Annotated in this window: 9 protein-coding genes; 2 read left to right on the top strand and 7 right to left on the bottom strand. The window is 67.1% G+C overall.

What is annotated here, in order from left to right; all coding sequences use genetic code 11:
• Positions 1 to 7: 7 nt before the first annotated feature.
• Positions 8 to 994, top strand: a complete 987-nt coding sequence (locus tag FJY73_08285) for an electron transfer flavoprotein subunit alpha/FixB family protein (GenBank protein ID MBM3320657.1) — start codon at positions 8 to 10, stop codon at positions 992 to 994.
• On the opposite strand, the gene FJY73_08280 is transcribed toward FJY73_08285, so the two are convergent.
• Positions 984 to 2,831: a sulfatase gene (locus FJY73_08280; GenBank protein ID MBM3320656.1), complete on the bottom strand. Its 1,848-nt coding sequence runs from the start codon at positions 2,829 to 2,831 to the stop codon at positions 984 to 986. The two genes, FJY73_08285 and FJY73_08280, sit on opposite strands and share 11 nt — an antisense overlap.
• A gap of 171 nt (positions 2,832 to 3,002) precedes the next feature.
• Here FJY73_08280 and FJY73_08275 point away from each other — a divergent pair, with 171 nt between their 5' ends.
• Entirely contained in the window at positions 3,003 to 3,398 is a 396-nt protein-coding gene (locus FJY73_08275) for a polymer-forming cytoskeletal protein (protein MBM3320655.1), read from the top strand.
• A gap of 286 nt (positions 3,399 to 3,684) precedes the next feature.
• Here FJY73_08275 and FJY73_08270 read toward each other — a convergent pair whose 3' ends face one another.
• From FJY73_08270 to FJY73_08245, 6 genes are all read right to left on the bottom strand, one after another.
• Positions 3,685 to 5,010 (bottom strand): HAMP domain-containing histidine kinase, encoded by a 1,326-nt coding sequence (locus FJY73_08270; GenBank protein MBM3320654.1) that lies wholly within the window; start codon positions 5,008 to 5,010, stop codon positions 3,685 to 3,687.
• An 11-nt stretch (positions 5,011 to 5,021) separates the two neighbouring features.
• The gene (locus FJY73_08265; GenBank protein MBM3320653.1) at positions 5,022 to 5,411 is read right to left on the bottom strand and encodes an STAS domain-containing protein; all 390 of its coding nucleotides are present in this window, start codon (positions 5,409 to 5,411) and stop codon (positions 5,022 to 5,024) included.
• On the bottom strand, positions 5,408 to 5,965 hold the full coding sequence (locus tag FJY73_08260; protein ID MBM3320652.1) for an ATP-binding protein: 558 nt from the start codon (positions 5,963 to 5,965) through the stop codon (positions 5,408 to 5,410). The genes FJY73_08265 and FJY73_08260 overlap by 4 nt, the downstream gene beginning before the upstream one ends.
• A gap of 32 nt (positions 5,966 to 5,997) precedes the next feature.
• Positions 5,998 to 7,557 carry a SpoIIE family protein phosphatase gene (locus FJY73_08255; protein MBM3320651.1) on the bottom strand — a complete coding sequence of 520 codons (1,560 nt, stop codon included), beginning with the start codon at positions 7,555 to 7,557 and terminating at the stop codon, positions 5,998 to 6,000.
• 1 nt (position 7,558) lies between these two features.
• Entirely contained in the window at positions 7,559 to 9,565 is a 2,007-nt protein-coding gene (locus FJY73_08250) for a tetratricopeptide repeat protein (protein MBM3320650.1), read from the bottom strand.
• 262 nt (positions 9,566 to 9,827) lie between these two features.
• On the bottom strand, positions 9,828 to 12,806 hold a 2,979-nt coding region (locus FJY73_08245), incomplete at its 5' end, for a hypothetical protein (protein ID MBM3320649.1).

The raw sequence follows: 12,806 nt of genomic DNA, 5'->3' as shown, positions 1-12,806 counted from the left end.
AAACACGATGTCGCAATCGATTTGGGTCGTCGCGGAGCGCGTCCCGTCCGGGGTTTCGCGCACCACGAAGGAACTGCTGGGGAAGGCATCGGCTCTCGCCGGAGGAGACGCGAGCCGCGTGGAGGCGGTCGTCCTCGGGCCGGCGGACGACGCGCTTCTGGCCCCGCTCGCCGGCGCGGGCGCGGGCCGGGTTCTCGTCCTCGACGACGCCCGGCTCGCTCCCTGCCGTCCGGAGAGCCACGCGGCCGCGCTCGCGGCCCTCGCTCGGGAGAGAAAGCCGGAGGCGATCCTCATCGTCGGCTCGTTGAACGGCCGCGAGCTCGGCGCGGCCCTCGCGACCGATCTCGAGGGAGGGGTCGTCCAGGAGTGCACGGAGCTTTCCGTCGAAGGCGGGCTCTATGTCGGGAGGCGCGGGGTCTTCGGAGGGAACCTCGCCGCGGACGTCGAGAACCGCTCGGCGGGTCCGAAGGTCTTCACGGTTCGCCCGAAGGCGTTCCCTCTTCCGGAGGAGCGCGCCGCGAGCCCGGCGATCGAGAGGATCGCTCCCTCGATCGACGAGAAGGATCTTCGGGCGAAGATCATCGAGCTCGTTGCCGAGGCAGGGAAGACGGTCAACCTCGACGAGGCGGACGTGATCGTCGCGGCGGGACGAGGGGTCGGCGGTCCGGAGGGCTTCCGCGTGGTCCAAGAGCTCGCTGACGTTCTCGGCGGCGCGGTCGGCGCCTCGCGCGCGGTCGTCGACGCCGGGTGGATCGCCTACCCGCACCAGATCGGGCAGACCGGAAAGACCGTAAAGCCGAAGCTGTATTTCGCGTGCGGCATCTCCGGCGCGATCCAGCACCTGGCGGGGATGCGAACCGCCGACACGATCGTCGCGGTCAACAAGGACGCGAACGCGCCGATCTTCAAGGTGGCGCACTATGGGCTCGTCGGAGACATGTTCCAGATCGTGCCGCTTCTGACCGAGGGGTTTCGGAAAGCGCTCAAGGGATAGCCGGCGGGTCGCCGACGGCGAAGACCCAATCGGGGGGCGGGCTCTCTCTTCGGGCGGAAGCCGCCGGGGAGCCCGCCTTCCATTCTTCGAGCGTCGCGCGAAGCGCGGCCGCGACTTCCGGGGAATCGGCCGCGCGGTCGACCGTCTCCCCCGGATCCGCCGAAAGGTCGTAGAGCTCCGCGCGGACCCCGATGTTTGTCGGATAAAGGATCAGCTTCCACCCTCGCTCGCGCACCGCTTCGAGCTTCCCCTCGATCCCCGGGATCGGCCGCCTTCTGTTGATGGCCGGGAAGAGAGAGACCTCCGATTCGGCGAAGACCGGAAGGTCCGGGAAGCCGTCCGGCCGCTCGACCGTTCCGAGCAGGGATCGCCCGTCGACGTCCGCCGGAATCGGGAGGTGAAGGACGTCGAGGAGGGTGGGGAGGAGATCGACGAGCCGCGTCTGGGTCGGGACGACGCGCGAGGGGAGGTTGGCCGCGCGGAGGATCATCGGGACGCGCAGGCACGTGTCGAAGAGGAAATCCCCATGGGAGAAGAAGTACTCGTGCTCGCCGAGGCTCTCCCCGTGCGTCCCCGCGAGGAGGATCGCCGTGTCGTGGATCCGATCGGTCCGTTCGAGATGCCCGAGGAGCCGGCCGATCTCCTCGTCCACGCGGCGGATCTCTCCGTCGTAGAGAGAGACCGCCCGCGCGCTGTCGTCCACGGCGAGCCTCTCATGGCCGAACACGCGGCAGGCCCGCGCGGGTTCGTAGCGGAAGCCCTCCCGGGACGCGTCCGGTCCGTACGGGGCGGCGAACGCGCTCCCCGACGCGGATGGTTCGTACGGCATGCTTGCGTCCGCGTAATGGACCCACGCGAGGATCGGTCGTTTCCTCTCCGAGTCGATCCATCGAATCGCTTCGCCGGTGATTCGTTCGGATTCATGAGCTTCAGCTAGGAAGAAACGGTCGAAGCCCTGTTCGAATCCGCTTTTCCCTTTCGGCCCGGGCAGGGAGACGAACGCCCCCGCGACGTATCCCTTGTCGGAGAGAATCTCCGCGAGAGAGACCTGGGCTTCCCCGAGCAGGTCCCACATGCGGCGGACGCCGTGGGCGCGCGGCCAGCGTCCCGTCAGGACGGATGCGAGAGCCTGCGGGCTCTCGGGGCAGGTCGTGAAGGCGGAGCCGAAGACGACCGCTTCGGATGCGATCCGATCGAGAGTCGGGCTCGTCGGGCGTTCGTAACCGGAGAAACCGAGATGATCCGCGCGGATCGAATCGAAGGTGATCAGGATCACGTTCGAGCCTCGCGGCATGTTCTTCATGTGGTTGATGACCGCCCCGCTGTTCACCGCGGCGAGGAGGAAAAGGAGGAGGAGCGGGATGCGAAGCGACGAGAGCGCGCGGAGCGCCCGGAAGAAAGGGAACGTCTCCCGGAGCAGACGGGCCGCCGCGAGACAGCAAAGAAGAAGAACCGTTCGGCGGGCGAGGAGAAGGACGCTCCATTCCGAGGCGGAGGCGGGTCCTCGGTAGAAGTCGGTCCGGCTCACCGCGAGAAGGGAAACGAGAAGGAAGAGAACGGCCGTCGTGCGGGGAAAGGAGCGCGGGGCGATCCGATAGAGAACGTAAATGAGGAAGACCGCCGGAATGCCGATTGCCGCGGAGAGGAAGAAGACCCGGTTCAGCTCCGCGGTGAACGCGGCGATCGCGAGGTTCGAGAGGCCCGCGTCGGGGTACCGGTTCGCCGCAACTCTCGAGAGGCCCGCGAGGATCCCCGCCGCGAAGCCGACGAGAAGAACCGAGGCGATCCCCCCCCGGAAGCGGTCGGCGGCCTCGTCTCTTCGGGGAATGCGCTTCATGGTCTCTCTCCGAACGCCCGACGATCCCGGGGAAGTCTAGCATAGTCGGAAGGAGAAACGGCTTGACCCGCGGAATCCGCTTCCTCTATTCTCGCGTGGGGGATCGGTAACTTACCCTGAATGAAAGAGTTGGAGATGGCAAGAACAGATCTTGGGGAGGGAGCGGGTAGCGTGGCATCGATCATCGCCGAGGGGTGCATGTTCAACGGGACGATCAACGTGAACGGCGGCATCCGAATCGACGGTCAGTTCGAGGGGAAGTTGATCGTCTCGGAAACGCTCGTGATCGGGAAGACCGGGAAGGTTCGGGCGGAGGTGGAGACGAAGCAGGCGACGATCGCCGGCAATCTGAACGGCGAGGTCAACGCCAAGGAAGGCGTGAAGCTTCAGACCGGTTCGCGCTTCGAGGGAAACATCTACACGAAGAACCTCGTGATCGAGGAAGGCGTCTACTTCGACGGCGGGTGCTGGCGTTCCCGCGAGAACCGGCCGAAGCAGGTCCCCTCCGCGGCGCCGAGGGTCGAGCCGGGTGTCCCGCAGGCGAAACCCGCGAACGTGACCCCCTAAGCTCGAACGACGCGCTCGCCGTCGCCGCGTGGGCGCGGAGCAACTCCTCCCGCCGGCCCGCCGTGCCCGCGCGCCGTCCCGTGCGCGGGCGATTCCGTCCACACATGAAGGAATGAGAGTGTCTCGCCGAGCGATCGTCGTCACCGTCGGCGATCGCGCCGGTTCTCGACCGCGCGCTCGACCAGATCGAGCGGGGCGCTCCGCATGAATGAGCCCCTGGCGGATGGGTGCGGGATGGAGTTCGGAGACAAGCCGCAAGGGTTGTGATCCCCGTCGGCGGACTTCGTCAACGAGCGGGCGGCGTCTCGGGGATCTGGTTCTCTTCGCTTCGCGGGAGCTGGATCGTGAAGGTGCTCCCCTTGCCGGGCGTCGATTCGACCGAGACGGATCCGTTCTGGCTCTCCATGATCTCCTTGACGAGGGCGAGGCCGACTCCCGCGCCTCCATGGACGCGAGTCTCCGAGCCGTCGACCTGGCGGAAGGAGTCGAAGATCGAGTCGAGCGACCCCTGAGGGATACCCACCCCTTCGTCGCTCACGCGAAGAGCGACCGTGCCGTCCATGACCTCGCTCGAGATCCGGACTCTTCCCTTCGCGTGGGAGAACTTGATCGCGTTGTCGAGAAGGTTCCTCACGACCCGCTTCGTCCGCTTCGGGTCGAATCGAGAAGGAGGAAGGTCGGGGGAGAGATCGAGCTCGATCGAGAGGTTCTTCGCCTCGATCTCCCGCCGGAGCGAATCGGCCACCTCCCGCACGAGCTCGTTCAGGTCCGCTTCCCGCGGCTCGACGCGGAGCGTCTGCTCCGTGATCTCCGAAAGATCGAGGACTTGATCGATGAGGTTGGAAAGACGCTGGCCCTGCTCGAGAATGTGCCCCGCGAACTCCATGCGGGTCGCCTCGTCGATCTCGGGATAGCGGAGGCATTCGGCGAAGCCGATCACGCTCGTGATCGGCGTTCGAAGCTCGTGCCCAACATTGGAAAGGAACTCGGTCTTCAGCCGGTCCAGCTCCTTCAGGCGCTCGTTCTGCGCTTCCATCGCGCGATTGGCGCTCCGGAGGTCGTCGTAGAGCTCCGTGTTGTCCATCACGACGCCCGCGATGTCGAGGATCGAGCGAAGCATCCGGTTCTCGAAGGGGGAGAGCTTCTCTCCGTGCACCCGCTCCCCGAGAAGGAGGATCCCGTTCAGCCGGTCCTTCACCCGAATCGGCACGGCGTAGCGGATCCCGTTCGACCGCAGGAGCTCGATATCCCCGCTTTCCCTCTTGGAGAGGCCGTCCGCGCGGACCTCGACGATCCCCGAGGCGACCCGCATCCTCCGCGCGAAGACGCCCGAGGGCCGGAGGCCGAGCGCGCTCCGGATCTCCTTCTCGCGGAGCCCGCGCACGTGAAGATGGAAGCGGTCTTCGCTTCCATCGGGCGCGAGAAGGATCGCGCGGGAGACTGAGAGAAGCCCCATCGCGGTGAGGAGAAGAAAACCGTCGAGCGTTCGCCGGTCCTGGATGACCATGAGGGAACGCGTGAGATCGAGGAGCGTCTCGAGACCGAGGATGTGCTTCCGGAGAGCCGTCGGGTTCTCCTCGCCGAGAAAGTCTAGATACTCCGTCTCCGCCATCGCGTCCGGCCTCAGGGTGTCGAGATGCTCTCCGGAGAAAGAAGAAGCCGGATCGCCTCTTCTCGGTCCTCGCGGATCATGAGGAACTCCAGAACGTTCAGCACCTCGAAGATCCTCTGAATGGAAGGAGCCACGCCGAGAAAGACGACTCCTCCGCCTTCGTTCTTCATCTCCTCGACGAGGGAAAGGAAGACCCCGATCCCGGCCGAACCGATGAACGTCACCTGATCGAGCGCGACGAGAAAGCGCACGCAGCCTTTCTCCCTCGCCTCCTCGATCCGAAGGAGAACTTCCGGAAGCGCCTCGGCGTCGAGACGCCCTTCGAGCGCGAGCTCGACGATTCCCGGCTCCTCGCGCGCGATCCGCGCCCGGACCTCAAACGAAGTGTTCGTCTGGTTCATGCTTCGCCCCCCTCGCGCCAATCGGTCGAGCCGGGCGCCGCGTTGCTCGTTCCTCGTCCGGGGAGGAGTTTGACGAGCAGCAAGGTGTTCTCTCCTCGGGATGTCTTCCTGTAGCGCATCCGGTCGACGGAGTTCCGGATGATCTCGAGTCCGAACCCGCGCCCTCTGAGGCGCACCCGGGGATCCGCGACGTCGGGAGGCGGAATCCGCCCCGGATCCACGCCCCTTCCCTTGTCGGAGAAAGCCAGGACGACGCGATTCTCCGCGAACCGGACTCGGACCGTGATCCGTCCGCTTCGGTCGAAGCCGTAGGCATGCTCGATGATGTTGAGACACGTCTCGTACGCCGAGATCTCGACGCAGCGCGCCTCCTCCGTCGAGAGCCCGTGCCGCTCGCAAAGGACCGTAAGAAACGCGCAGAGCGGCCCTACCGAGTCGATGCGCGCCGGAATCTCGAGCTGATACCAAGAGTCCTCGCTCGAGCGGGCGAGCGGATCCAAGCCGCCGCAGGCACGGATCCTCCTCCGCCCGCTGATTTCGGCCGAGCAAGCCATAGGCACCTCTTTCCGAGTATCGGACCGATCGTTCATCGGCTTGATGCGCCTTCCCGGGCCGCTCTGGCGCGGGCTCGCGCCCCGCCGGCCCGTTTCACCGCGAGGATCGTGAGGTCGTCCGCCGCCGGAGCGCCCTCCGAGAAGCGCCGCACCTCCTCGAGAATCGCCTCGACGATCTCTCGGGATCCGTGGCCGCACTCCCTCCGCGCGACCGAGAGGAGGCCGTCGATGCCGAACTCCTCGAGAGCGGGGTTCGTCGCCTCGCTGACGCCGTCGGTGTACTGGAGAAACCCGTCCCCCGGCTGAAGAACGATGCTCTGGTTCGCGATCCTCTCCGCGAAGCGCCCCTCGGAGTAAAGCCCGAGCGGGATTCCCTTCGTTCCAACGAGGCTCTGCAGCCCCGTGTCCGCGCGGAAGTGGACGAGCGGATTGTGCCCGGCTCCCGCGAAGACGAACCGCCCGGTCGGGAGGTGGAGGATCCCGTAGAACATCGTGATGAACATCCCGCGGCGCATGTTCGGCAGGAGCATCGCGTTGAGGACCGTGAGCATTTCCGCCGGGGAGCGATAGCGAGGCGCATGCGACCGAAGAAGCGCGCTCGTCATCGCCATCACGACGAGCCCCGGGATCCCCTTCCCCGCCACGTCCGCCACGGTGATGCCGACATGCTCCTCGTCGATCGGAATGAGGTCGTAGTAGTCCCCTCCCACGACGCGCGCCGACCGATGGAATCCGGCGACGTCGTACCCGGGGACCTCGAGGTTCGGGCGCGGGAGGAGCTTCTCCTCGATCTCGTGAGCGATCTCGAGATCGCGGTTCAAGCGCTCCCTCTCGATCATCGCCTTCTGCGCTTCCTTGAGGCGCGCCGTCATCTCGTTGAACGTTCGGGCCAGGCGGCCGACCTCCGTGCGGCTCTTCACCTCGATTCGGTAATCGAGATTCCCGCGCCCGATCTCCTCCGTTCCCCGGGTCAGCTGGTTGATCGGCCGAACAATTCTTGATGTAAGAAAGATCGTGAAGACAAGTCCGATCGCGAGCGCGCCGAGAACGACCTGGAACGTGTTCTTCTGCGCGTCCGCGATCGCCCGGCGGACGTGGTCTTTCCGCATGCCGAGGTGGACCGTGCCGAGGAGGGCTCCGTCGCGATAGAGAACGGGAACCGACACCTTGAGGATCTCCTCGTCGTGCCGGAAGGTCTCGCGGCTCTCTTTCGGAAGATCGACGGCGAGGAGGGAAAGCCCCGGGCGATCCTCGAAGGGCTGATCGATCCTCCGAAGGTCCGCGTCGCCCCGAATCCGGCCCTCCCGGTCGACCACGACCGCGTGGGCGAGCTCCGCGTTCTCCTCGAGGATGTCCTTGAGCAAAGGGTGGAGGACGAACTCGGGGAACTCGTCGAGAAGCGGAGAGGAGCTGAGCGAGGCGAGGTTCCGGCACTGCGCGAGAAGCCTTCGCTGCGTTTCCGCCTCGAGAACCTCGCGCTCCTTCTCGATGATGATCCGTCCCGAAGCGAGCGTGAGCACCGAGAGGAGCGCGCCCACCGAGATCGCGAAGATCCACTTCAGGCTGATGAAGATTCGCTTTTCCATCGCCATCTTACTGCGTCCTCTGCGGGAGATCCTGGGTCTTTCGCGCCTCGGCCCTCGCCCTTCCGAGATAGGAGAGCGCCTTCTCGTCTTCCGGGTCGATCTCCAGGATTCGCTCCCAGTTTCGAATCGCCTCCTCGAGCCGCCCGCCCGTGTAGAGGTCCATGCCGAGGAAGAGAAGGGACTGCTTCAGATACGATTCCGCGTTCTCGTATGCGCGCGAGAGACCGTACACGAACTCGAAGTACCGGTTCGCCTCCCCGTATCGGCCCGCCTTGAAAGCGTCAAGGCCCGATCGGTACATCCTCTCCGCCTCGCGAAGCTCGTCTGCCGTGAGAGGCCGCGGAGCGGGCGTCTCGCTCGGCGGCGCGACCGGTTCGTCTCTCCGCGTCTCGGACGGCGCGCCGGCGCGGAGGCGCGCGATCTCACGGGCCAGGTCGTCTCGATCCGGACGGAAGGCGAGCGCCTCGCCGTAGCGCTCGATCGCGGTCTCAGGCCTCCCGCGATCCCTGAACCAGTTCCCCTCCTCCACGAGGATGTCGACGCGAAGGGCGACGAGCGAATCGGCCCTGGCCTGATATCTCATCGCATCGGCGTTTCCCGGCTCGATCTCGAGAGCCTTTTCGAACTCCGCGCGCGCCTTCGCGAAATCCGAAAGCGCGAGGTGCTCGATTCCACGCGCGAGGCGCTCGCCCACCTCTCGGCTTCTTGCCGTCGAGCGATCGAGCCGCTCGGTCGTTTCGGCCGCGAGCCGGCTCGCGCGCTCGTCGTCCGGGTCGATGGCAAGCGCGGCGCGATACTCGGCGATCGCCTCGAGAAGATCCCCCGCGGCGAGCCGCGCATCGCCTGCGGCGATCCTCCTCTCAACGCGCGCCTTGCGAAGCCCATCGGCCGCCTCGGCGCTCTCCGGGTCCCAGAGGAGCGCGCGTTCGAAGGCCGCTTCCGCGCCGGAGTACTCCCCGTGGGCGAGAAGCGCGTTTCCCTCCTCGAGGCTCGCCCCGTGCTGGCGCTCCTCTTTCTTCGCCAGTTCCTCCTCGGTCCGCTCGCCGAGCTTCTGTTCCTCTCGGTTCCTCGCTTCCTCGATCCGCTCACGAAGGCTCTTCCCGAACGCGAACGAGAGCTCGAGGCGATGGATCGAACCGAGCTCCATCGAGCCGAACGTGTAGTCGAGGCGGCCGTTCGCGATCTCGATGCCGAGACCGCTCGCCCATTCCTCGTCGTTCGCGCCGATGCGGAGCGAGAGGCCGTTATCGAGAACGCACTCGGCGCCGGCGCGCGCGCGCGACCCGCTCTCCGCGCCCAAATCGACGCCGCCGAGGAGGGTGAGGAGGTTCCCCGAGCCTCGCGCGAGGGGGATGCGGTACGCGAGCCCGGCGCGGAGAAGCATCGGGTGGCGGTCCTCTCCCTCGGCGAGCGCCAGGGTCGGCCGGAGAGCGTTTTGGACTGCGCATCCGAAGGCGACGTTCCTGCCAGAGAGGAAGGTCTCGGGCGATCCTTCCGCGCGGACGATCGCTCCGAGATCCGCTCCGATCCCAGTCGCCCGGTGGCCGTCGATCGAATGGGTCTCCGCCTTCACGCTCGCGCCGAGAGCGAGCGGCCCCATCGGCGGGAGCGCGTAGGAGAAGATCCACTCGTTCTGCACGCTGGAGAAGGTCCCGAGGGCCGCGCCACTCGCGTCGTACTTGTCGATGCCGTCGACCCCGTAGCGGGAGTTCCCGAACCCGAACGTCCCGAGCCCGAGGAACGGATGCTGGTAGCCGGCGAACGTGTAGCGGTTCCCCTCCACGAAAGGTGATGTATAAAAGAACACGATCTTCTTTCTCTCTCCGAACGCGAGGCCGGCGGGGTTCCACGCCGCGGCGGTCGGGCCCTCGGCGACGGCGACGTAGGCGCCTCCAAGGGCGCGCGCGCGCGCGCCGACCCCCGCCGCGAACGGGGATTCGACCCCGCCGCGTTCGACGGCAGCCGCCGTTCCTGCAAAGAGGATCGGCGCGATCGCTCCGCACGCGCGCATCACGCGGCCGACTCCGCTCCCAAAGCGAGCAACGGCCGATCCCTCTCCTCCGCGGCCGCAGGAGGAAGCTCGTGTTCGGTTCTGGCTCGCCTGGAGGATGCACGTGTTTCCGTAGCGAGGACGCGGAGTGCGCGCCGAGAGGCCGACCTGGACGAGCCGCTCCCGGAAGCGTAGCCCCGAGCTACGCTCTAGGAAGCGGCGACGGAAGGAAGGCCTCGCCGGCTGCAATCCGCGGCCGCAGTAGAAAACTCGTGCATCCTCCAGGCTAACGGAGGACCGCGATCTTGTGAACCTCATGGTCCCTTTCCCCGTCGTCGTAGAGGACCTCCACCGACGCGAGGTAGACGCCCGAGAGGACCTCCCGGCCGTCTCCGTTTTTTCCATCCCATCGGGTTTCGACGAGACCCGAGCTCTCGATCTTCTTCTCCCAACTCCTCACGGCAAGCCCGAGCCCGGTGTAGATGCGGATCACCGCGCGGCCGGGGGCGCGCGAGTAGAATGCGATCGCCGTCTCCTCGCGGCCGGAGGCGAACGGGTTCGGGTAGTTCCGGAGGCTCCCCGCGAACGACTTCTCCGCCCGATGCGCGTACGAGGACGGGTTCGCCCCCGAATCGCCGTCCGCGCGCCGAGCCGCCGTGTTTCCATCGGCGATCGCGACCTCTTCGATGGGGAGGCGGATCCGGAACGAGGAGACGCTTGGGTTCGCCGCCAGCGCGAGGTCGACCGCGACGTCGAGCGTCTCGGCGGGTGGAAGAACGAACGGCGGCTCGAAGGAGAAGAGGACCGCGTCGTCGCCGAGCACCCCCGAGACGGCGACTTCGCTCGCTCCTGTGACGAGCGACGCGCCCGCGAGCGCTTCCGCGGGATCGATCCGCTCTCCTCTCGCGTCCTCGACAACGATCCGGAAAGAAGAGAGACGAACCGGGGCCGTCTCGCTCCCCCCGCTCGGCGCGAACCGGAGCCGCGCCGCCCCCTCGACCGCCGCTCCCCCGACGAAGGTCGAGGGGAGGCGGAGGTCGGCGAAGACGTCGACACGCTCGCTGATCCTTCGTACATGAATGGTATCGGTCCGGAAGAAGTCCGCATTGTCCCCATTGAACGCGACCGCGACCGGATTCCCATCGTTCCCGTCGGCCGCGTCGATTCCTGAGGCGAGGACCGTGAAGCGGTAATCCCCGGGCGGGGCGTCCGCGCGAAGATCCGCTTCGAAGAAGACGTCGACGGACTCCCCCGGCTCGACCGAGACCGCGGGGGAGAAGGGGACCGCGAGGGTCGCGGCTCCCTCGGCAAGGGGGGCGAGCGAAGCGAGAGGGGTCCCCTCGCGGGAAGCGCGAACTTGAGCGATCAGGGAACGCATCTCGATCGAATCCCCCGACGCGCGTTCCGCGCGGAAGCGGAGGCCTCTGCAATCGATCGGCGAGAGAGAGTCGGCGCCCGGGTGATGGAGTCGGATCGAGAGGATTCCTCTCGCGCGCTCGCCCGGGAGCGCGGCCAAGGTGTCGGACGGGCTCGTTCCTTCGGCCAGCAGGGAATCGGCGGGCACGACGACGACCGACTGGATCGGCGCGGCGAGGAGGAGAACCACCTCGATCTCTTGCCCCTCGGTCTCGGTGCTCGGGTTCACGAAGAGGGTGTCCGCGACGCCGATCCGGAAGAGGCCGAGAGGCGCCTCCGGCTTCAAGCGGCCCGAGAGACGAACCGTCATCGGGTTGTTGACCGGCACCTCGATCGGAGGGGCGAGCGGGAAAGAGAGAACGCGGTCCGTTTCGGTCCATTGGCTTCCGCTGAAGTGCGTGATGCCCGGTCCCGACACGCGCGCCCAATCGAACGGGAACGAGCCGTCGGTGAGGTAGATCACGAGCTCCCGAATGAGCGCGTTCGCCGTGACGCCCGTCGTCCCTCGCGACTCGAGCGTGAAGTCGAGAATCGAGACGGACTCCGCCCCGCGATTCACTCGCGGCGGGAGGCCGCCGGTGACCGTGACGAGGAGACTCGATGGGGGGACCACGATCGACGCCTCTTGCGTCCGGAACGGGAGGGGTCCCAGGAGCGGAACGAGCCGGAGCGAGTTCGCATCGCGCGGGGAGAGAGCCGAGGGTCCGCGAAGGACTCCGCGGAACGTCCGCGCGGGAGGCTCCTCTTGAAGGTCGATCAGAATCTCGACGGCGGGAGCGCCTCCCGGGCTCACGAGGAGAGGCGGGATGATCGGGATTGCGAGGAGGGAGTCGCCGACGGAGGCGGAATCGACGATCCCGAGCACGCTTCCCCCGCGGCGCGCGACCGCTCCGCGGAGAAGCCGATTCGCCCCGAGGAAGGCTCCGCCCTCCTCGAAACCGATTCGGATCGTGTCGATCCGAACGGACGCCGCGCCGCTCCCCGCCGGATCGACGGCGGCGATGCTAAGAACGAAGAGGGGGACGAGCCGGGCGCCGTGATTCACGGAAGCGGGAAGCGTCGCTACAGGTGAAAGGTTCACTCCGGAAGGAACCTTTTGGATCGAGAGTTCTCCGGATTCTGCGGGGGGAGAGGAGACCGCGAGGCCGTTCGACGCGCGCTCTCCGGACGCGCTCCCGGCGAAGCGGACCGAACCGGAAGCGCTCGCGCTCCAGCGCCACACGAAGCGGGCGCTCTCGCCCGGGGCAAGCCGGACCGTGCTGTCGGGAGGCGGCGAGGCGAGCGGCGCGACCGCGGAGCCGAAGGCGCGGATCGAATCGGGTTTCACGTGAACGAGCGTGTCGCGGTCCCCCTGGTCGATGTGCTGAATCGTCATCTCCACGTCGAACGGCTGGCCGACGCTCACCGGGCCGGCCGGGGCGGCGATCGACACGAAGAGAGGAGCGGTCGAGATCGTGAAGAGAGCAGGGGAGAGAATCGAGGCGTCGATCGGGCCGTCGTTCGAGGAAGCCATCGTGAGGCCCCCCGCGGGGAGGGCGAGACGAATCGTCCGGCCGTCTTCCGCGCCGGCGGCCGGGGTCGCGCGGATCTCGATCGGGATCCCACCGGGCGGAACGGGGAGCGCGATTCCCTCCCGCACCCACACTTGGCCGTTCCAAACGAGCGCGCCGAGGTCGTTCTCCCCCGCGCGCAGAGCGAGCGTCTCGATGTCCGAGAGACCGGCGCTCCCCTGGTTCGCGATCCGCACCCCCTGGAGCGTGTCCGGAAGGCATCCGTTGGAGGGGACGCGGATCGCAAAGACGAGCCGCTCTCTCTCCGTCGGCGCGAGCACGCCCCCCGCGAGATCGGC

This window comes from Candidatus Eisenbacteria bacterium (genome assembly GCA_016867715.1).
GTDB lineage: Bacteria > Orphanbacterota > Orphanbacteria > Orphanbacterales > Orphanbacteraceae > VGIW01.
The sequence above is the reverse complement of the archived record's forward strand: the minus strand, read 5'-3'. Positions and strand labels throughout refer to the sequence as shown.

Bases quoted from the DNA above. Each gene is read 5' to 3' on its own strand.
- FJY73_08255 (MBM3320651.1), bottom strand. From the start codon at position 7,557: ATGGCGATGGAAAAGCGAATCTTCATCAGCCTGAAGTGGATCTTCGCG.
- FJY73_08270 (MBM3320654.1), bottom strand. From the start codon at position 5,010: ATGGCGGAGACGGAGTATCTAGACTTTCTCGGCGAGGAGAACCCGACG.
- FJY73_08265 (MBM3320653.1), bottom strand. From the start codon at position 5,411: ATGAACCAGACGAACACTTCGTTTGAGGTCCGGGCGCGGATCGCGCGC.
- FJY73_08260 (MBM3320652.1), bottom strand. From the start codon at position 5,965: ATGGCTTGCTCGGCCGAAATCAGCGGGCGGAGGAGGATCCGTGCCTGC.
- FJY73_08280 (MBM3320656.1), bottom strand. From the start codon at position 2,831: ATGAAGCGCATTCCCCGAAGAGACGAGGCCGCCGACCGCTTCCGGGGG.
- FJY73_08285 (MBM3320657.1), top strand. From the start codon at position 8: ATGTCGCAATCGATTTGGGTCGTCGCGGAGCGCGTCCCGTCCGGGGTT.